The sequence below is a fragment of the Mycobacterium kyogaense genome (assembly GCF_003254575.1).
Lineage (GTDB): Bacteria > Actinomycetota > Actinomycetes > Mycobacteriales > Mycobacteriaceae > Mycobacterium > Mycobacterium kyogaense.
Genome location: NZ_QJUA01000016.1, coordinates 43,630 through 61,455, shown reverse-complemented (window position 1 = coordinate 61,455; position 17,826 = coordinate 43,630). Strand labels below are relative to the sequence as shown.

General features: G+C 68.3%; 21 protein-coding genes. 9 read left to right on the top strand and 12 right to left on the bottom strand.

Annotation, left to right across the window (positions count from 1 at the left end; all coding sequences use genetic code 11):
- Positions 1 to 67: 67 nt before the first annotated feature.
- The 4 genes from prcA to dop form a co-directional block, all read right to left on the bottom strand.
- The gene (gene prcA / locus DMB80_RS13345; protein ID WP_111510284.1) at positions 68 to 802 is read right to left on the bottom strand and encodes a proteasome subunit alpha; all 735 of its coding nucleotides are present in this window, start codon (positions 800 to 802) and stop codon (positions 68 to 70) included.
- Positions 799 to 1,737: a proteasome subunit beta gene (gene prcB / locus DMB80_RS13340; protein ID WP_162938521.1), complete on the bottom strand. Its 939-nt coding sequence runs from the start codon at positions 1,735 to 1,737 to the stop codon at positions 799 to 801. The genes prcA and prcB overlap by 4 nt, the downstream gene beginning before the upstream one ends.
- Complete coding sequence (locus tag DMB80_RS13335; RefSeq protein ID WP_046365221.1) at positions 1,734 to 1,928, bottom strand: ubiquitin-like protein Pup; 195 nt, start codon at positions 1,926 to 1,928, stop codon at positions 1,734 to 1,736. Before DMB80_RS13335 ends, prcB begins: the two co-directional genes overlap by 4 nt.
- Positions 1,929 to 2,042: 114 nt before the next feature.
- Positions 2,043 to 3,551 (bottom strand): depupylase/deamidase Dop, encoded by a 1,509-nt coding sequence (gene dop / locus DMB80_RS13330; protein ID WP_111510282.1) that lies wholly within the window; start codon positions 3,549 to 3,551, stop codon positions 2,043 to 2,045.
- A gap of 95 nt (positions 3,552 to 3,646) precedes the next feature.
- On the opposite strand from dop, the gene DMB80_RS13325 reads away from it, so the two are divergent.
- From DMB80_RS13325 to DMB80_RS13315, 3 genes are read left to right on the top strand one after another with little or no spacing between them, the layout of a single operon-like run.
- Positions 3,647 to 4,825, top strand: coding sequence for a hypothetical protein (locus tag DMB80_RS13325; protein ID WP_111510319.1), 1,179 nt, complete (start codon positions 3,647 to 3,649; stop codon positions 4,823 to 4,825).
- A gap of 17 nt (positions 4,826 to 4,842) precedes the next feature.
- Positions 4,843 to 5,988, top strand: coding sequence for a hypothetical protein (locus tag DMB80_RS13320; RefSeq protein WP_111510318.1), 1,146 nt, complete (start codon positions 4,843 to 4,845; stop codon positions 5,986 to 5,988).
- On the top strand, positions 5,985 to 6,596 hold the full coding sequence (locus tag DMB80_RS13315) for a hypothetical protein (protein ID WP_111510281.1): 612 nt from the start codon (positions 5,985 to 5,987) through the stop codon (positions 6,594 to 6,596). The genes DMB80_RS13320 and DMB80_RS13315 overlap by 4 nt, the downstream gene beginning before the upstream one ends.
- On the opposite strand, the gene arc is transcribed toward DMB80_RS13315, so the two are convergent.
- Positions 6,593 to 8,413, bottom strand: coding sequence for a proteasome ATPase (gene arc / locus DMB80_RS13310; protein ID WP_046365517.1), 1,821 nt, complete (start codon positions 8,411 to 8,413; stop codon positions 6,593 to 6,595). The genes DMB80_RS13315 and arc overlap by 4 nt on opposite strands.
- 147 nt (positions 8,414 to 8,560) lie before the next feature.
- On the opposite strand from arc, the gene DMB80_RS13305 reads away from it, so the two are divergent.
- The 3 genes from DMB80_RS13305 to DMB80_RS13295 are packed head-to-tail and all read left to right on the top strand — an operon-like array spanning position 8,561 to position 9,960.
- Positions 8,561 to 9,049 (top strand): MTB12 family secreted protein, encoded by a 489-nt coding sequence (locus DMB80_RS13305; RefSeq protein WP_046365512.1) that lies wholly within the window; start codon positions 8,561 to 8,563, stop codon positions 9,047 to 9,049.
- 48 nt (positions 9,050 to 9,097) lie between these two features.
- Positions 9,098 to 9,661, top strand: a complete 564-nt coding sequence (gene lppK, locus DMB80_RS13300; RefSeq protein WP_476703726.1) for a lipoprotein LppK — start codon at positions 9,098 to 9,100, stop codon at positions 9,659 to 9,661.
- A gap of 2 nt (positions 9,662 to 9,663) precedes the next feature.
- Positions 9,664 to 9,960 carry a DUF503 domain-containing protein gene (locus DMB80_RS13295; protein WP_111510279.1) on the top strand — a complete coding sequence of 99 codons (297 nt, stop codon included), beginning with the start codon at positions 9,664 to 9,666 and terminating at the stop codon, positions 9,958 to 9,960.
- A 3-nt stretch (positions 9,961 to 9,963) separates the two neighbouring features.
- On the opposite strand, the gene DMB80_RS13290 is transcribed toward DMB80_RS13295, so the two are convergent.
- Complete coding sequence (locus tag DMB80_RS13290) at positions 9,964 to 10,803, bottom strand: tRNA (adenine-N1)-methyltransferase (RefSeq protein WP_111510278.1); 840 nt, start codon at positions 10,801 to 10,803, stop codon at positions 9,964 to 9,966.
- Positions 10,804 to 10,887: 84 nt separating this feature from the next.
- On the opposite strand from DMB80_RS13290, the gene DMB80_RS13285 reads away from it, so the two are divergent.
- Genes DMB80_RS13285 through DMB80_RS13275 form a run of 3 tightly spaced genes read left to right on the top strand, consistent with a single transcriptional unit; the run spans position 10,888 to position 13,056 of the window.
- Entirely contained in the window at positions 10,888 to 11,778 is an 891-nt protein-coding gene (locus DMB80_RS13285; RefSeq protein ID WP_111510317.1) for a RecB family exonuclease, read from the top strand.
- Entirely contained in the window at positions 11,775 to 12,572 is a 798-nt protein-coding gene (locus DMB80_RS13280; RefSeq protein ID WP_111510277.1) for a thioesterase family protein, read from the top strand. Before DMB80_RS13285 ends, DMB80_RS13280 begins: the two co-directional genes overlap by 4 nt.
- Positions 12,573 to 12,630: 58 nt before the next feature.
- Positions 12,631 to 13,056, top strand: coding sequence for a pyridoxamine 5'-phosphate oxidase family protein (locus DMB80_RS13275; protein ID WP_111510276.1), 426 nt, complete (start codon positions 12,631 to 12,633; stop codon positions 13,054 to 13,056).
- 7 nt (positions 13,057 to 13,063) lie between these two features.
- Here the strand turns inward: DMB80_RS13275 and DMB80_RS13270 are convergent, their stop codons facing one another.
- From DMB80_RS13270 to DMB80_RS13245, 6 genes are all read right to left on the bottom strand, one after another.
- On the bottom strand, positions 13,064 to 14,011 hold the full coding sequence (locus DMB80_RS13270; RefSeq protein ID WP_111510275.1) for a R2-like ligand-binding oxidase: 948 nt from the start codon (positions 14,009 to 14,011) through the stop codon (positions 13,064 to 13,066).
- On the bottom strand, positions 13,995 to 14,714 hold the full coding sequence (locus tag DMB80_RS13265; protein ID WP_111510274.1) for a TetR/AcrR family transcriptional regulator: 720 nt from the start codon (positions 14,712 to 14,714) through the stop codon (positions 13,995 to 13,997). The genes DMB80_RS13270 and DMB80_RS13265 overlap by 17 nt, the downstream gene beginning before the upstream one ends.
- Positions 14,715 to 14,782: 68 nt before the next feature.
- Entirely contained in the window at positions 14,783 to 16,165 is a 1,383-nt protein-coding gene (locus DMB80_RS13260) for an FAD-containing oxidoreductase (protein ID WP_111510273.1), read from the bottom strand.
- A complete protein-coding gene (locus DMB80_RS13255) occupies positions 16,162 to 16,650 on the bottom strand; it encodes a DUF4126 family protein (RefSeq protein ID WP_111510272.1) in 489 nt (162 codons plus the stop codon). Before DMB80_RS13255 ends, DMB80_RS13260 begins: the two co-directional genes overlap by 4 nt.
- A 38-nt stretch (positions 16,651 to 16,688) precedes the next feature.
- Positions 16,689 to 17,534, bottom strand: coding sequence for an ATP phosphoribosyltransferase (gene hisG / locus DMB80_RS13250; protein ID WP_111510271.1), 846 nt, complete (start codon positions 17,532 to 17,534; stop codon positions 16,689 to 16,691).
- 1 nt (position 17,535) lies between these two features.
- Complete coding sequence (locus DMB80_RS13245; RefSeq protein WP_111510270.1) at positions 17,536 to 17,817, bottom strand: phosphoribosyl-ATP diphosphatase; 282 nt, start codon at positions 17,815 to 17,817, stop codon at positions 17,536 to 17,538.
- Positions 17,818 to 17,826 lie beyond the last annotated feature (9 nt).

Genomic DNA, 17,826 nt, shown 5'->3' with positions numbered 1-17,826 from the left:
GTCTCGACGTCGCCAGCGGGGACACTACCCAGTCAGGGCACCACGCGCGCGGAGAACGGGCAGGAGTTCAGCTTTCGGCGGTGTCGGCAGCCGGTGTGTCCGAGGCAGGCAGCAACGCCTCGAGCGCGGTGCCGGTGATGCGCCGGAACGCGCGCCGCGGCCGGTTGGCGTCGAGCACCGCGACCTCCAGGGTGCCCGGGCCCAACACGCGCGGCTCGCTGCCGTTTCCGCCCGCGCCGAGCGCGGTCACGGCGACCGACACTGCCTCGCCGAGACTCAGGTTCTCCGAATACGAGTCGGTCAGCGCCGTCGAGATCGGCTCGGTCGTCCCGCCCATCACCACGAAGTGCGGTTCGTCGGCGATCGACCCGTCGTAGGTGATCCGATACAGCTCGGGGGGTTTGGTCTCGCCGTAGTGGGCCACCTCGGCCACGCACAGCTCCACCTCGTACGGCTTGGCCTGCTCGGTGAAGATGGTGCCGAGGGTCTGGGCGTACACGTTGGCCAGCTGGCGTCCCGTCACGTCGCGGCGGGAGTACGCATAGCCCTGCGTGTCGGCGAACCGAATCCCGCCGCTGCGCAGGTTGTTGAACTCGTTGAAGCGGCCGACGGCGGCGAAGCCGACGCGGTCGTAGAGTTCGCTCACCTTCTGCAGTGAGCGCGACGGGTTCTCCGCGACGAACAGCACGCCGTCGGCATAGGCCAGCGCGATGACACTGCGACCGCGGGCGATTCCCTTGCGAGCGAGCTCGGAACGCTCGCGCATCGCCTGCTCGGGTGAGATGAAATACGGGAAACTCACAGCTCGTCACCCCGGACAGGCTCAGCGTCGGGCCCGAAAGTGTCGGTCCGCGAACGGTTGTCGATGATCTCGCGGGCCAGCCCGGCGATCTGCTGCTCGGTCACCTCGACCGCGCCATCGGCGGTGATGACGACGGCGGTCGGATAGATGCCGCGCACCAGATCCGGACCACCGGTGGCGGAATCGTCGTCAGCCGCGTCGTAGAGCGCCTCGATGGCGACCCGCAGCGCCGAATCGGCGTCGCGGACCCGGGAGTAGAGCTTCTTCATCGACGACTTGGCGAAGATCGAACCCGAGCCGACGGACTGGTAGCCCTCTTCTTCGAGGTTGTGGCCGCCGGCGGCGTCGAACGACACGATGCGCCCCGCCCCTTCGGGATTCGGATCATCGAGGTCGTAACCGGCCAGCAGCGGCAGCGCGATGAAGCCCTGCAGCGCGGCACCGAGGTTGCCGCGCACCATCGTGGCCAGACGGTTCACCTTGCCCGGGAACGTCAGTGGGACACCCTCGAGCTTCTCGTAATGCTCGAGCTCGACGGCGTAGAGGCGGGCGAATTCGACCGCGATCGCCGCGGTGCCGGCGATGCCGGTGACCGTGTAGTCGTCGGTGATGTACACCTTCTGCACGTCGCGGCTGGCGATCATGTTGCCCTGGGTGGCGCGCCGGTCCCCGGCCATCAGCACACCGCCGGGGAACTTCAGCGCGACGATCGTGGTGCCGTGCGGCACCGCGTCGGTCGGCAAGACGGTCGGCACTGCCGCCGGTACCTGAAGACCTGAGCCTCCGGCGCCCGGCAGCAGATGGGGAGCCTGGTGACGAAGGAAGTCGGAGAACGACGACGGGTTCACGCCACCATGCGACAGCCCTGCGGGTAGGGCGTCAAAGGCTCCCGGTACCTGGTTGGCAGAGGTCTGATCGCGATGCGGCCAGGTCACTGTCCACCCTTCTGCACGTACGCACGCACGAAGTCTTCTGCGTTCTCTTCCAGGACGTCGTCGATCTCGTCGAGCAGATCGTCGGTCTCCTCGGTCAGCTTCTCGCGGCGCTCTTGGCCGGCCGCCGTGCTGCCGGTGAGATCGTCGTCCTCGCCGCCTCCGCCGCCGCGCTTGGTCTGCTCCTGCGCCATCGCTGCCTCCTGCGTCTCTCACTCCGAGTGGTGACACCGCGATATGTCGAGATGTCCCAGCTCGCCGTTCCCCCACACTACCGGTCAGCCGTCCGATTGCCGGGGATAGCCCGATCAGGTCGTGAGTTGTTCGACCAGCTCGACCGCGCTGTCCACCGAGTCCAGCAGTGCACCGACATGGGATTTGCTACCCCGAAGCGGCTCGAGGGTGGGGATGCGCACCAGCGAGTCACCGCCGAGATCGAAGATCACCGAATCCCAGCTGGCGGCCGCGATGTCGGCACCGAAGCGGCGCAGGCATTCTCCGCGGAAGTACGCCCGGGTGTCGGTGGGCGGATTGTCCACGGCGTCGAGCACCTGTTGCTCGGTGACCAGCCGCTGCATCGAGCCGCGGGCCACCAGCCGGTTGTAGAGCCCTTTGTCCAGCCGCACATCGGAGTACTGCAGGTCCACCAGGTGCAGACGCGGCGCGTTCCAACTCAGGTTCTCCCGCTGGCGGAAACCCTCGAGCAGACGCAGCTTGGCCGGCCAGTCGAGCAGGTCGGCGCACTCCATCGGGTCCCGCTCGAGCAGATCCAAAACGTGCGCCCATGTCTCGAGGACGTGGCTGGCGCGCGGGTCGGGATCTCGACTGTCCACGAGCTTGGCCACCCGGTCGAGGTAGATCCGCTGCAGCGCAAGGCCGGTCAGTTCACGGCCGTCGGCCAGCGCGACGGTGGCGCGAAGCGACGGATCGCGCGACACCACGTGCACCGCGTGCACGGGGCGCGCCAGCGCGAGGTCGGACAGGTCGAGGCCGAGTTGGGGTCCCTCCTCGATCAGGTCGAGGACGAGCGCGGTGGTGCCGACCTTGAGGTAGGTCGACGTCTCGGCCAGATTCGCGTCGCCGATGATGACGTGCAGCCGGCGGTACTTGTCGGCGTCGGCATGCGGTTCGTCGCGGGTGTTGATGATGCCGCGCTTGAGCGTCGTCTCCAGGCCGACCTCGACCTCGATGTAATCCGATCGCTGCGACAGCTGGAAGCCCGGCTCGTCGCCCGACGGGCCGATCCCGACGCGGCCGCTGCCGGTGAACACCTGCCGCGACACCAGGAACGGCGTCAGGCCGGCGATGACCGCCGAGAACGGCGTGTGGCGGCTCATCAGGTAGTTCTCGTGCGTTCCGTACGACGCGCCCTTGCCGTCGACGTTGTTCTTGTAGAGCTGCAGCTTGGCCGCGCCGGGCACGCTCGCCACGTGGCGGGCCGCCGCCTCCATGACCCGCTCACCTGCCTTGTCCCAGATGACCGCATCCATCGGGTCGGTGACTTCGGGCGCGGAGTACTCGGGGTGGGCGTGGTCGACGTAGAGGCGGGCCCCGTTGGTCAGGATCATGTTGGCGGCACCGACCTCGTCGGCGTCGACGATGGGTGGCGGCCCCGATGAGCGGCTCAGGTCGAAGCCCCGGGCATCCCGCAGCGGGGATTCGACCTCGTAGTCCCAGCGCGTGCGCTTGGCCCGTTGCAGACCGGCCGCCGCGGCGTAGGCCAGCACGGCCTGGGTGGACGTCAAGATCGGATTCGCGGTCGGATCGGACGGCGAGGAGATGCCGTACTCGACCTCCGTTCCGATGATCCGTTGCATGCCGTCCAGCGTAGAGGTGCGCCCAGAACGGCTCACAGCGCCCCGGTGCGGAATACCGTCGGTGAGCTGGGCGGCGTGGTGAGATGAGGGCGATCATGATCACCCGTTCCGGCGACTCCGACCTGCGCTCGGCCGCAGAACAGTGGTTCCTGCGCCGCGGTCTACCCGCGGTGCTGCGGCCCGGCACGCTGGTGCGCGGGGTGTGGTCCCGGTCGGCGCCGGCGCTGGCCGCGTTCGCGGTGAGTATGGCGTTCTCGATCGTGATCGTCGCGGTGACGGGCAAGCACACGATCGACATCGACGGCACCCCGACCCGCACCGAGTGGTTCGTCCTCGTGATCGTGGTGCTGGTGGCGCCGGCAGCCGCCACGGTGGGCCGGCTGGTGTCGCGGATCGCGCATCGCCGGCGGCGGGAAGCGGTGTCGGCGGCCTCGGTGGCCGTGGCGGGCGTGGCCGCGGTGTTCGGCGGGCCGAGCGCGCGGATCTTCGTCGACATCGTCGCTGAAGGGACCGTGATCGGGCTGATCCTGCTGAGCACCGCGACGGGGCTGGGATCAGTGCTGGGCTGGGCCGCGACCGTGACCTTGCACAACCTGGCATCCGTGGGCAGCCTGCTGCTGCGGGCGCTGCCGGTGATGCTGTTGACCGTGCTCGTGTTCTTCAACGGCCCGGTGTGGACCATGGCGTCGACGATCAGCCGGGGCCGGCTGTGGCTCGGCATGCTGTTCCTGTTCGCCGTGGCCGCCTCCTTCATGGTGTCGAGCACTCTCGGCCTGGCGCGTCCCATCCTGACGCCTGAGGCCAAGCGGCCAGAGCACGCGCAGATGCTGGTCGGCACCCCGTTCGAGTCCATGCCCGATCGGCCCCGGCGGGTGCCGCTGTCGCGGCCGGAACGGGTCAATGTCGTTGTCGTGCTAGCTCTGTCGCAGATCATCCAGGTGCTGACGGTGGCCGTGGTGACGGGTTCGCTGTTCGGCGTTCTCGGGCTGATCCTGGTCAGTCCCGACCTGTTGGATGCCCTGACCGGCGGCAGCCCGGGCGACGGTCAACTGCTCGGGATGACGCTGCCGATCCCCGACGCTCTGATCCAGCTCGCGATGTTCCTGACCGCGCTGACGTTCATGTACCTGGCGGCGCGGGCGGTCACCGACAAGGAGTACCGCCGCCAGTTCGTCGACCCGTCGCTCGAGGACCTGCTGCTCACCCTGGTGGCGCGCGACCGCTACCGCACCGCGACGGTGACCGCGACGACGGCGCAGGGCGAATCCCGGTGAGCGCACCCGCTGTCGACATGCCGCAGGTCCACGAATGGTTCCTGCACCGGGGGCTTCCCCTGGTGCTGACCCGGCGGGTACGGTCGCGGGCTCTGATGGCCCGAGCGGCGCCGGCGGTGGCGGGGGTCGGCGCGCTGACGGCGGCTGTCCTGCTGCTGGCCGAATGGACCGGAGGCGATCCGCAGGTGGTGGTTCTGCTCCGACTGGCCGGCATCACCACCGTGCTGGCGGCGGCGCCGTTCGCCCTCGAGGTGCTGCACCGCAGGTCCACCACCGCAGCGCGACTGGGCCGCCGGACCACGGCGCTGGCCGTGATGGGGATCTTCGTCCTGGTGATGCCGTTCGCGGTGTCCGGCCTCTCGGCCGCAGCACTCGCAGAGGTGCCGGTGTTCCTGACCGTGACCATGGTGACGATCTGGCTGACCTACATCGGCCTGGGCTCGATCGCGCTGTGGGCCTTTCGTTTCGCCTGGGAGCAGGTCGGCGCGCTCGGCACGCTGCTGAGTCGGGCGCTGCCGCTGCTGATGCTCACCGTGGTGGTGTACTTCACCGGCGAACTCTGGCAGCTGTCGGCCCGGGTGACCCGCGAAAGGCTCTGGCAGACAATAGGATTCCTGGCCGCGGTGGGGCTGGCCTTCATGGTGGCCACCATCCGCGACGAGATCAGCGCGTTGCGGCAGGACAGGACCCGGCAGTCGGACCCCGGGGCACTGCTCGCCGAGACCCCTCTGGCGAGGCTCGCGCCCGGCACACCGACACCGCTCTCGTGGCCCGAACGGGTCAACGTCGTCGCCGTCATGGTGGTCGCCCAGGCCATCCAGGTGGTGCTGTTCACCACCGGACTGTTCCTGTTCTTCATCGCCCTGGGCTTCGTCGCCGTACCCCCGGACGTGCTCGTGCTGTGGTCGGGTGAACAGAGTTGCCCCGTCGGAGTGCCGCCCTGCGACGGCACATGGTTCGGCGTCCACGTGCCCGTACCGCAGACCGTCGTGCACATGTCGCTGTTCGTCGCCGTGCTCTCCGGCCTGTACTTCACCGTCAGCACCAGCGTCGACCCGCTCTACCGTGAGCGCTTCTTCGAACCATTGATCTCCGACGTCGCGGTCAGCCTGGCCGGCCGCGACACCTATCTTTCGATGCACCGAGAGGAGCCGATCCGATGAAGAACACCGGGCTGCGGGGTGGGCGCTACGGCGAGGTGCTGCTGGTCAGCGCCGGAGCGGACGGACCCACGGCGACCGTCTACAACACCTACCCGCTCAACGACTGCCCGCCCGAGCTGTGGACCCGGCTCGACGCCCAGGCGCTGGCCACCGAGCACGGCGCGCTGGCGGCCCTGCTGAACGGTCCGCGCTACTGGCTGATGGACGCCATCGAGAAGGACATGGGCACCGAGCGCGAGATCGTCACCTTCGGCGGGCTGGACATGTACCGCCAGGCCACCGTCGCGCTGTCGTCGATGAATCCGGCCCCCTACGTGCCCAACACGGTGGCGCGCAACGCGGTGTTCGTGTTCGACGCCGGCGCACCGGTGTTCGAACTCGTCGACGCCGACGGCAGGGCATGGGTGATGCAGACGTGGAGCCAGATCGTCGACCCCGAACTGAGTTACGACGACCTGCCGGGGCTCGCGGAGCGCTTGACGCTTCCGGACGGTTGGAGCTACCGAACCCGCACGCTCGAGACCGACCTGCGCGTGGACACGAGCAGTCAGGCCGCCCAGGTGCTCCAGGACGGCCTGACCAACAGCTACTCGCTGGTGTCGAGTTAGAGGTACTGCCCGAGGTTGCTCTCGGTGTCGATCGCCCTGCTCGCACTCGACGACTTCCCGGTGACCAGCGTGCGGATGTAGACGATCCGCTCGCCCTTCTTGCCCGAGATACGGGCCCAGTCATCGGGATTGGTGGTGTTGGGCAGGTCCTCGTTCTCGGCGAACTCGTCGACGATCGAGTCCAGCAGGTGCTGGATGCGCAGACCCGGCTGACCGGTCTCCAGCACGGACTTGATCGCGTTCTTCTTCGCCCGGTCGACGACGTTCTGGATCATCGCCCCGGAGTTGAAGTCCTTGAAATACATGACTTCCTTGTCCCCGTTGGCGTAGGTCACTTCCAAAAAGCGGTTGTCGTCGATCTCGGCGTACATCCGCTCGACGACCTTCTCGATCATCGCCTTGATGGTCAGCCGGCGATCGCCGCTGAACTCCGAGAGATCGTCGGCATGGATCGGCAGGTGCTCGGTGAGGTACTTGCTGAAGATGTCCTGCGCCGCCTCGGCATCCGGCCGCTCGATCTTGATCTTGACGTCCAGGCGGCCGGGCCGCAAGATCGCCGGGTCGATCATGTCCTCGCGGTTGGAGGCGCCGATCACGATGACGTTCTCCAGGCCTTCGACACCGTCGATCTCGCTGAGCAGCTGGGGCACCACCGTGGTCTCCACGTCGGAGCTCACGCCGGTGCCGCGGGTGCGGAAGATCGAGTCCATCTCGTCGAAGAACACGATCACTGGCGTGCCCTCGGACGCCTTCTCGCGGGCCCGCTGGAAGATCAGGCGGATGTGCCGCTCGGTCTCACCGACGAACTTGTTCAACAGCTCGGGGCCCTTGATGTTCAGGAAGTAGGACTTCGCCTCACGAGAGTCCTCGCCGCGGAGCTCGGCCATCTTCTTGGCCAGCGAATTGGCCACCGCCTTGGCGATCAGCGTCTTACCGCACCCGGGAGGCCCGTAGAGCAGCACACCCTTGGGCGGCCGCAGCGCGTACTCGCGATACAGGTCCTTGTGCAGGAACGGCAGCTCGACTGCGTCGCGGATCTGCTCGATCTGTCGGGTCAGGCCACCGATGTCCAGGTAACTGACATCGGGCACCTCCTCGAGCACCAGGTCCTCGACCTCGGCCTTGGGGATGCGCTCGAAGGCGTAGCCGGCCTTGGTGTCGACGAGCAGCGAATCGCCGGGACGGAGCTTGCGCGGCTGATCGTCGCCGAGGCTCGGGTCCTCGACCTCGGGCAGGTGCTCGGCCGCGACGAGCGGCTCGGCCAGCCACACGATGCGCTCCTCGTCGGCGTGGCCGACGACGAGGGCACGGTGGCCGTCGGACAGGATCTCGCGCAGCGTGCTGATCTCTCCGACCGATTCGTAATGGCCGGCCTCGACGACGGTCAGTGCCTCGTTCAAGCGGACCGTCTGGCCCTTCTTGAGCACCTTGGTGTCGATGTTCGGCGAGCAGGTGAGGCGCATCTTGCGACCGGAGGTGAACACGTCGACGGTGTCGTCGTCCTGGACCCCGAGCAGCACGCCGTAGCCGCTGGGCGGCTGACCGAGCCGGTCGACCTCCTCACGCAGCGCCAGCAACTGTTGGCGAGCTTCTTTCAGCGTGTCCATCAGCTTGGCGTTGCGGGCCGCCAGCGAGTCGATCCGCGCCTCGAGTTGGTGGACGTCGCGGGCGGCGCGCGCACCGCTCTGCGGACCCACCGCACCGTCGAGTTGTTCGCGCAGGATGGCGGCTTCCCGACGGAGCTGCTCCAACTCGGCAGCGTCCTCGGCGGACAGCCTTCTTTCGGGGGATGTTCCGGAACGCTCGGACTCACTCATGCTGAGCTCCTTCCCCACACCTGCAGTTGGTGCGGTAACAACTTCAACGCTACCGGCGATTCAGCCATTGTGTGTGCTCTAGGAATTCGACACACCAGCAACACTGTTAGCCTCTGTACATCAGTTCGTCCGAACGGAAGGACCGTCGTGACCCTCAAATCCCTCTTTACCAGCGTGACCGCTGGGACCGCAGCAGCTGCCCTCGCGGGCGCCGCGGCCGTGGGTGTGACCTCGATTGCAGTCGGGGCCGGTGTGGCCGCCGCCGACCCGGTCGTGGTCAATGCGCCGCTGGCGCCGGCGCCTGAGCTCGCCGGTCCGCTGCAGCAGACCGTCAACGTCCTCGGTTCGGGTGGCTCGTTCTCCGGCAAGCAGGCGTACGTGCAGGACCTGGGCCGCATCGGTGGGATCGGCGTCTCCGCGAAGTACAACAGCGCGGTCCAGAAGGGCTACCTGCCGCTGACCGCGACCGTCGCCGACGTCGATGTCAACGGCAATGTCGCGACGGCGAACGTCACCGCGACGCTGCCGACCGGCGAGAGCCGGACGATGCCGCTGAGCTTCGTGCAGGGCCCGAGCCCGACCGGCTGGCAGCTCTCGCAGTCCTCGCTGTTCACCCTCGCCGGAATGCTCGGCTGATCCCTCCAGATCAGCTCGAGCGTTGATCCTTACCGATCGATGACGCCGGTGCGTCACCCTCTTCACCGCGGCGCCGCCACGATTGTGGCGGCGTTCGTGTTGGGTGGGTGCGCGCCGGCACCGGCCCCTCCGGCCGCGACGACCATCGAGACGTCGCCCACTCCGTCGGTGGGCATTCCCGCGCCCGCTCCGCCCGCGCCGGGCGGTCCACCGTTGCCCCAGCCCTCCGCGCTGACCGACGTTCTGTCTCGCCTCTCCGATCCCGCCGTCCCCGGGGATCAGAAGATCTCGCTGATCGAAAACGGCACCCCGAGCGAGGCTGCCGGCCTGGATCGCTTCGCCGCAGCGCTGCGCGACAACGGCGCACTGCCGCTGACGTTCGACGCGCGCGACCTGGGGTGGACGCAGAACGGTGACGGTGACGTCGTCGCGACCGTGACGATCACGCTGGCGAACCCGCCGGGCTCCCAGTTCACCTATCCCATGCAGTTCGCGCCGGAGGCCGGCTCGTGGCAGCTGACGCGTCAGACCGCCGACCAGCTGCTGGCGCTGGACGCACCGCCGGCCGCACCAGCCGCGCCTCCCCCACCCCCGCCCTCTCCGCCACGGTGAGCATGTGGATCGGCTGGTTGGAGTTCGACCTCCTTCTCGGGGACGTGCATTCGCTCAAGCAGAAGCGCTCGGTGGTGCGGCCGCTGGTCGCCGAATTGGCCCGTCGTTTCTCGGTGTCGGCCGCCGAGACCGGAGCCCAGGATCTGCACCGGCGGGCCGGCGTCGGGATCGCCGCCGTATCCGGTGACCGCGCCCACGTGGTGTCGGTTCTCGACGCGGCGGAGCGTCTGGTCGCGGCGCGCCCGGAGATGGAGTTGCTCGCGGTCCGGCGGGACCTGCGCCGCAGCGACGACGACTGAACGTCAGACGGTCGGGCGCTTCTTACGCAGCGGGATCGGCGCGATCGCGCCGGGTGCGAGTTTGCGCGCACTGATCAGGAACGCGGTGTGGCCGCGCATCGTGTGCTCAGGGCGCACCGCGAGACCCACGACATGCCAGCCGCGCTGCATGCTCTCCCAGGCGCGCGGTTCGGTCCAGCACTGCTGCTCGCGCAGCGCCTCGACCGTCTTGGACAGCTGCGTGACGGTGGCGACGTAGATCATCAGCACACCGCCCGCGACGAGCACCTCGGCGACGCGGCCGAGCACCTCCCACGGCGCGAGCATGTCCAGCACCACCCGGTCCACCTCCGGCCCGGAGTAGTCGACCAGGTCGGCGGTGACCAACTCCCAATTGTCCGGCGCAGCACCGAAGAACGTGGTCACGTTGCGCAGCGCGTGCTCGGCGTGGTCCTCGCGCACCTCGTAGGAGGTGACGCGGCCCTCGGGGCCGACGGCGCGCAACAGCGAACACGTCAGCGCACCCGATCCGGCGCCCGCCTCGAGCACCCGCGCGCCCGGGAAGATGTCGCCCTCGTGCACGATCTGCGCCGCGTCCTTCGGATAGACCACCTGCGCTCCGCGCGGCATCGACATCACGTAGTCGACGAGCAGCGGCCGCAACACCAGGAACTGGTCGCCGTTGGTGGACTTGATCACGCTGCCTTCGGGCTGTCCGATCACCTGATCCAGCGAGATGATGCCGCGGTGGGTGTGGAACTCCCCGCCCGGCTTGAGCACCATCGTGTAGCGCCTGCCCTTGGCGTCGGTGAGCTGCACGCGGTCACCCACGTCGAACGGACCGGTCCGCTTCTGTCCAGGCACAGCTGATCAGCCTGCCAGCACCGGCGGCGCCGGCTACGGCCGGGTTGCCCCGATCTGTCGGCGGCCGGTTCTAGGGTGGGCACCGTGGACGCGCAGCCTGATCGGGAGATACGCCGGCCGGCGCTGTCCCCGTCGCGGGCCAGCGATTTCAAGCAGTGCCCGCTGCTGTACCGCTTCCGCGCGATCGACCGTCTGCCCGAGCCGTCGTCGACCGCACAGGTGCGTGGGTCCCTGGTACATGCCGCGCTGGAGCAGCTGTACCTGCTGCCTGCCGCCGAGCGGGTGCCGGAGACAGCACTGGCACTCGCGTCGCCGGCATGGGAGCGCGTGCTCGCCGACAAGCCGGCCCTGGCCGAGGACATTGGTCCCGACATGCGGTCAGTTCTGCTCGAGGAGGCCAGGGCGCTGCTGGCGGGCTACTACCGGCTCGAGGACCCGACCCGATTCGACCCGCAGGCATGCGAACAGCGCGTCGAGGTCGAGCTGGCCGACGGCACGCTGCTGCGCGGCTTCATCGATCGCATCGACGTCGCGCCCACCGGGGAGATGCGCGTCGTCGACTACAAGACCGGGAAGGCGCCGCCCGCGGCCCGCGCGCTGGCCGAGTTCAAGGCGATGTTCCAGATGAAGTTCTACGCGGTGGCGCTGCTGCGGTCCCGCGGCGTACAGCCGACGCGGCTGCGGTTGATCTATCTGGCCGACGGCCAGCTGCTCGACTACAGCCCCGATCTCGACGAACTGCTGCGGTTCGAGAAGACGCTGATGGCCATCTGGACGGCGATCCAATCCGCCGGCGTCACAGGCGATTTCCGGCCGAATCCGTCGCGGCTGTGCAACTGGTGTGCACATCAGTCGTTCTGCCCGGCGTTCGGCGGCACCCCGCCGCCGTATCCCGGATGGCCGCAGGTCCCGGCCGGTGCTCCCGATGACGGCGATCCCGATGCGGTGCTGCGCGCCCCCGGAGCCGCAGCGTGATCGACTGCCTCTTCCGCTCCCGGGGCGTCGACGGGGGATTCGACGTGTTCGAGTCCACCGACGGCACCCGCAGCAACTGGGGTCCGCAGATCCAGCACGGCTCGCCGCCGCTGGCGCTGCTCACCAGAGCGATCGAGCGCTTGGCCGAGGACACCGGGATGCGGGTCGGACGCCTGAGCTTGGACATCCTGGGCGCGATCCCGGTGGCGACGGTGAAGGTGCGAGCCTGGGTGGACCGCCCGGGCGCCCGCATCGCGTTGATGGTCGCCGAGATGGTGGTCGACCGCAGCGACGGCAGCTCCCGGACCGTCGCGCGACTGACCGCCTGGCTGCTGGCGATCAGTGAGACAGCGGACGCCGCGCAGGACCGCCACCCACCGATGCTCGAGGGTGAGACGGCGGGCGCGACGCACGCGTGGGAGGGCGCCACCGGCTATCTGGAGACAGTCCAGTGGCGCTGGCAACGGACCTCGCCTGACGCGGCCTTCGAAGCCTGGATGACTCCCCTTGTGCCGCTGGTCGATTCGGAGCCGACGACAGCGCTACAACGGCTGGCGATGGTGGTGGACTGCGCGAACGGCGCCGGCGCGGTCCTCGACCCCGCGCAGTTCGTGTTCATGAACACCGACACCGTCGTGCACCTGCATCGACTTCCCGTCGGACAAGATTTCGGCCTGCGCGCGCGGGCCTCGATCGGCCCCGACGGCATCGGGGTCACCACCGCCGAGATCTTCGATCGCAACGGGTTCATCGGCACGTCGGCGCAGACGCTTCTCGTGCAGCGACAATCCTGACGCCAACCCTGACGCCACCCGGGAATAACAGTGATCTGCGGCACTGTTGGGCCTGACCATGAAGGCTTTCTCGGACGAAGAGCGGCAGAAGTTCCTCACCGATCTGCACGTCGGCGTGCTGTCGGTGGCGACCTCGGACGGCCGGCCGCCGGCCAGCGTCCCGATCTGGTACGACTACGTCGACGGACTCATCCGCATCAACACGGGATCGTCGTCACGCAAGGCGCGGCTGATCCGCGAGGCCGGCGCGCTGAGCCTGGTGGTCCAGCGCGAGGAGCCGCCGTACCAGTACGTCACCGTCGAGGGCAGCGTGGTCGACACCCTCGATCCGGCGCCGCGGGACATCGCGGAGACCATCGCGATCCGCTACCTCGGCGAAGAGGGCGGCCGCGCGTTCGTCGAAGCCATGGAGGGCAGTGCGAGCGTGATCTTCCTGGTACGGCCCGACCGCTGGATCACCGCGGACTTCTCCGACGAGCTCTAGGCAGACCTCAGGCAGAGGCCGCGAGCGCCTTGCGATCCTCGTCGGCGAAGGTGTCCTCGAGCTGCAGCGGCGAGTAGTCGACGTCGATCTCCCCCAGCGGGCGGCCGCGGGCGCTGCTGATGGTGCCGAACCGGCGCATCCCCTTGTCGGCGGCGTAGGCCTGGAACTCGTCCTTCTGCAGTCCGAACGGGATCTCGTCGTAGAGGTCGTACGCGTCGTCGGTGTTCTTCAGCGCCAAGGGAATCAGCTCGTTCATCCGGCTCTCGAACACCGCCCAGTTGCTGTCGTCGGCCGCGACGTGACGCCGACACGTGAACGTGCCCCAGGCCATGTGCCGCCGCTCGTCGTCGCCGATCCTGCGCACCAGCTCCTGCATCCCCGGCAGGATGTTGTTGTCGACGCAAATGCGGTGCCACGCATAGTATCCGGTCAGCGCCATCATGCCCTCGATGACGTGGTTGTACGTCACCGACGCACGCACCTGTGCGGCCGGCGACGGGTCGCTGACCAACGCATCGAGCGAGGCGGGCAGCTCCTCGTAGAAGATCGTGCGGTAGGTCGGCAGATCGTCGAGGAAGACCTGCATGTCGTCGGTGACCCCGACGGCGTCGAGCCAGAGCCGGAACACCTGCGTGTGCTTGGCCTCCTCGAACGCGAACTGGGTCAGATACATCTCGTCGCCGAGGCGGCCCTCGGCGCGCATCGCGGCCATGAACGGCTGGATGTCCTGGGTGACCGCCTCCTCGCCGGCGATGAACTGGGCGCACAGCCGGGTCGCCCACTCGCGCTCCAGATCGGTCAGCGCCTCCCAGTCGGCGCGGTCGCGGGAGAAGTCGATGTCGGCGGGATTCCAGAATTTCGCGTTGCCCCCGGCAAAGAGCTTGAGCGGCAGGCTGTCCCAGTTGAGGCCGCCGGCGGCCAGCGAATCCGATCGTGTCCTAGCGGTGTGAGCCATGTGCGGTTTCTCCTTCGTGCGTTGCGATGGGCTGAGGTCTGGTGCTGGAGCCAAAAGCGGTGTCGGATCCAAAAGCGGAGCCGAGCACCGCGACGTAGCGGCGCACGACCAGTGCCGGCTGGTCCGGCGAGAGTTCGTCGAGGCCGAGCAGCGGGTCCATGCCGCGCACATAGGGTGCGAGCGCGAGGTGGGGCAGCAGCATGAGCAGCAGCGACAGCAGCGCATCGATGTCGGCGTCGGGACGCAGGTCGCCGCGCGCGCGAGCATTCTGCACGAGCGGCCGCAACACCTCCAGATAGTGCCGATGCACGACCGCGCGGATGCTGACCCGGGCATCGGTGTCGACCTCGAAGCTGGCCGCGGCGTGCAGCGCCCGTTCGCGGGGATGTTCGGCGAAGTAGGCCACCCACACGTCGAGCAGATCGGTGAGGAACGTGAAGAACGGCCGCGCCGGATCCAGTTCGCGGATCTGGTCTTCCATGTACGTCCGCACGCGTTGGCTGCCGACGTCGGTGATGTAGGCGTACAGGTCGCGCTTGTCGGCGAAGTACTGGAAGAGGCTCCCTTTGGCCACGCCCGCACGGCGTGCGATGACGTTGAGGCTGCCGCCCGAGAAGCCGTGGGCGGCGAATTCGGACTCCGCGGCGGCCACCACCGCGGCCCGGCGTTCACCGCCGAGACGGGACCAGGTGACCGTGGGCATCGCGCCTCCCAGGCTTGATATGACCACTGGTCATATTACTGTGACTCAAGCCACAGTCAAGGGGGCTCTCACTCCAACGGGGTCAGCTCCTGCAGCAACGTCGGCAGCAGTTCGCTGACCGTCGGGTGAATGTGCATGGTGCGCGAGATCGCGGTGTAGGGCAGCTTGGCAGTCATCACATCGAGGATGTCGTGGATCACCTCGTCGCCGCCGACGCCGAGGATCGCCGCTCCGAGGATCTGTTCGGTCTCGGCGTCGACGACCACCGTCATGAAACCCTGCGTCTCCCCCTTCTCGACCGCGCGCCCGACCCGCGTCATCGGTCGCTTGCCGACCAGGGCCTTGCGTCCCGAACGACGCACCTCGTCGACGGTCATGCCGGCGCGACCCAGCGGCGGATCGATGTAGAGCGCGTAGGTGGGCACCCTGTCGCTGACCCGGCGCGGGTCGTCGTCGAGGAGGTTGGCGGCGACGATCTCGAAATCGTTGTACGACGTGTGGGTGAACGCGCCGCGGCCGTTGCAGTCCCCCATCGCCCAGATGTGGGCGACGTTGGTGCGCAACTGGTCGTCGACGGTGATGTAGCCGCGCTTGTCGGTCTCCACGCCGGCGGCGTCGAGTCCGAGATCGTCGGTGTTGGGTTGGCGCCCGACGGCGACCAGCAGGTGTGACCCGACGATCGGATCGGCACCTGCACGCGGGGTGACCGTGAATCCCGATCGAGATCCGTTGTCCTGCTTGGCGAATGAGATGCCGTCGGCTCCGGTGACGACCTGGATGCCCTCGCCTTCGAGGATCTCCCGGATGGCTGCGGAAACGTCCTCGTCCTCCCGGGAGGTCAGCCGTGGCCCCTTCTCGATGACGGTCACCTCGGCGCCGAAACGCCGGTACATCTGGGCGAACTCGAGCGCGATGTAGCTGCCGCCGATGATCACCAGATGCTCGGGCACCACGTCGAGTTCGAGGATGCCGACGTTGGTCAGGTAGTCGATGTCGGCCAGCCCGGGCATGTCCGGGGCGACCGCGCGGCCACCGACGTTGAGGAAGATGCGGTCCGCTTCGAGCACCTGGTCGTCGACGCGCAGGGTGTGCGGATCCTCGAAACGGGCGTGACCGCGGATCAGCGTGGCACCGTCCATGCCGTCCAGCCAGGATTCGACGCCCTCCCGGTCGCCGAGGCTGATCCGATCCTTGCGAGCCTTGACCGCGGCCATGTCGACGGTGACATCCCCGGTGCCGATGCCGAAGTCGGCGCTGCGTCGGGCGATGTGGGCGGCATGTGCGCTGGCGACGAGAGTCTTGGTGGGAATGCACCCGGTGTTCACGCAGGTTCCGCCGACGTGTTTGCGCTCGATGACGGCGACCTTCTGGCCCGCGGCGGTGAGCCGGCCGGCCAGCGGCGGACCAGCCTGTCCGGCGCCGACGATGATCGCGTCGAACTTCTGCGTCATGCCGCGACCAGGCTCACGAGGAAGGCGACCACGAAGCCGCCCACGACAGCGAGAGCGTCTTCACCGAATGCGCCCGGGCGGTCATTGCCGCCGCGCGCCGCGGCGACCCGGCTGCGGAGTTCGGCGCCGGCGAGGGTGCCGAGGACGGCGCCGATCATGCCGGCCCCGGTCCCGATGAAGGTGTGGAAGGAGGCGCTGCCGATGACCGCACCGGCGAAGCCACCGGTGAGGATGCGAGCGATGAACTGCGGCGGCACTTTTCGGCTCGGCGTCTTCGGGAGCTGATCGGTGACGAGTTCGATCACCAGGAAGATGGTGAGCACGGTGACGGTGATCGGGTGGGCGACCCACTCCGACCATTTACCGTCGACGCCGATCCAGCCGAGAAGGGCACCCCAGGCGACGGCGGCGGGGGCGGTCATGGCGCGCAGGCCGGCGATCACCCCGATCAAGAGCGCTAGCACGAGAACAACGACCTGCGTCATCGGAGACCTCCGTGGTTGGACACCGCGACGCTAACACGCTAGAAGCGGCAGAACCGGATGTCCGATGCCAGGATCGCCTTGGCGCCGATGGCGGCGAGCTCGTCCATGATCGCGTTGACGTCGCGGCGCGGGACCAGCGCCCGGACCGCGACCCACGCGGGGTCGGCCAGCGGCGCGATCGTCGGCGATTCGAGGCCGGGGGTGACTTCGGTGGCGCGCTCGAGAACCGTACGGGGGCAGTCATAGTCGAGCATCAGGTACTGCTGGCCGAACACCACGCCCTGCACCCGCGCGGCCAACTGGTCGCGCGCCGGGTTCGGGGCTGACTCGGCGCGCTCGATCAGGATCGCCTCGGAATCGCAGAGCGATTCGCCGAAGGCCACCAGGTTGTGCAGGCCGAGGGTCCGGCCCGATCCGACGATGTCGGCGATGACATCGGCCACCCCGAGCTGGATGGAGATCTCCACGGCACCGTCGAGCCGGATGACGGTCGCTTCGATCCCTCTGTCGGCCAGATCTTTTCGGACCAGATTCGGATAGGCGGTCGCGATGCGCCTACCCGCCAGGTCGGACACCTGCCAGTCACGGCCGGCGGGCGCGGCGTAGCGGAAGGTGGACGCGCCGAAGCCGAGCGCCAGGCGCTCCTGCACCGGGGCGTCCGCATCGGCGGCCAGGTCACGTCCGGTGATACCGAGGTCCAGCTGCCCTGAACCCACGTAGATCGCGATGTCCTTGGGCCGCAGGAAGAAGAACTCGACGTTGTTGGCCGGGTCGACGACGGTGAGGTCTTTGGGATCGGTGCGGCGGCGATAGCCAGCCTCGGACAGGATCTCCGAGGCTGATTCGCTCAGCGCACCTTTGTTGGGGACCGCGACGCGCAGCATGTCACAGCTTCCCGTACACGTCGTCGAGGGTGAGACCGCGCGAGAGCATCAGCACCTGCGTCCAGTAGAGGAGCTGACTGATCTCCTCGGCCAGCGACTCGTCGCTCTCGTGTTCGGCAGCCAGCCACACCTCGCCGGCTTCCTCGAGGATCTTCTTGCCGATACCGTGCACCCCGCCGTCCAGCGCGGCGACGGTGCCGCTGCCTGTGGGCCGCGTACGGGCCCGCTCACTGAGCTCGGCGAACAGGGCGTCGAAGGTCTTCACGTTGGCCGATTCTGTCACGTCAGGCGG

Excerpts from the sequence above, each read along its gene's own strand:
- DMB80_RS13295 (WP_111510279.1), top strand. The coding sequence starts at position 9,664 with ATGTGGATCGGCTGGTTGGAGTTCGACCTCCTTCTCGGGGACGTGCAT.
- DMB80_RS13270 (WP_111510275.1), bottom strand. The coding sequence starts at position 14,011 with ATGGCTCACACCGCTAGGACACGATCGGATTCGCTGGCCGCCGGCGGC.
- DMB80_RS13320 (WP_111510318.1), top strand. The coding sequence starts at position 4,843 with ATGCCGCAGGTCCACGAATGGTTCCTGCACCGGGGGCTTCCCCTGGTG.
- DMB80_RS13335 (WP_046365221.1), bottom strand. The coding sequence starts at position 1,928 with ATGGCGCAGGAGCAGACCAAGCGCGGCGGCGGAGGCGGCGAGGACGAC.
- DMB80_RS13325 (WP_111510319.1), top strand. The coding sequence starts at position 3,647 with ATGATCACCCGTTCCGGCGACTCCGACCTGCGCTCGGCCGCAGAACAG.
- DMB80_RS13260 (WP_111510273.1), bottom strand. The coding sequence starts at position 16,165 with ATGACGCAGAAGTTCGACGCGATCATCGTCGGCGCCGGACAGGCTGGT.
- DMB80_RS13255 (WP_111510272.1), bottom strand. The coding sequence starts at position 16,650 with ATGACGCAGGTCGTTGTTCTCGTGCTAGCGCTCTTGATCGGGGTGATC.
- DMB80_RS13275 (WP_111510276.1), top strand. The coding sequence starts at position 12,631 with ATGAAGGCTTTCTCGGACGAAGAGCGGCAGAAGTTCCTCACCGATCTG.
- arc (WP_046365517.1), bottom strand. The coding sequence starts at position 8,413 with ATGAGTGAGTCCGAGCGTTCCGGAACATCCCCCGAAAGAAGGCTGTCC.
- DMB80_RS13265 (WP_111510274.1), bottom strand. The coding sequence starts at position 14,714 with ATGCCCACGGTCACCTGGTCCCGTCTCGGCGGTGAACGCCGGGCCGCG.
- dop (WP_111510282.1), bottom strand. The coding sequence starts at position 3,551 with ATGCAACGGATCATCGGAACGGAGGTCGAGTACGGCATCTCCTCGCCG.
- DMB80_RS13315 (WP_111510281.1), top strand. The coding sequence starts at position 5,985 with ATGAAGAACACCGGGCTGCGGGGTGGGCGCTACGGCGAGGTGCTGCTG.
- hisG (WP_111510271.1), bottom strand. The coding sequence starts at position 17,534 with ATGCTGCGCGTCGCGGTCCCCAACAAAGGTGCGCTGAGCGAATCAGCC.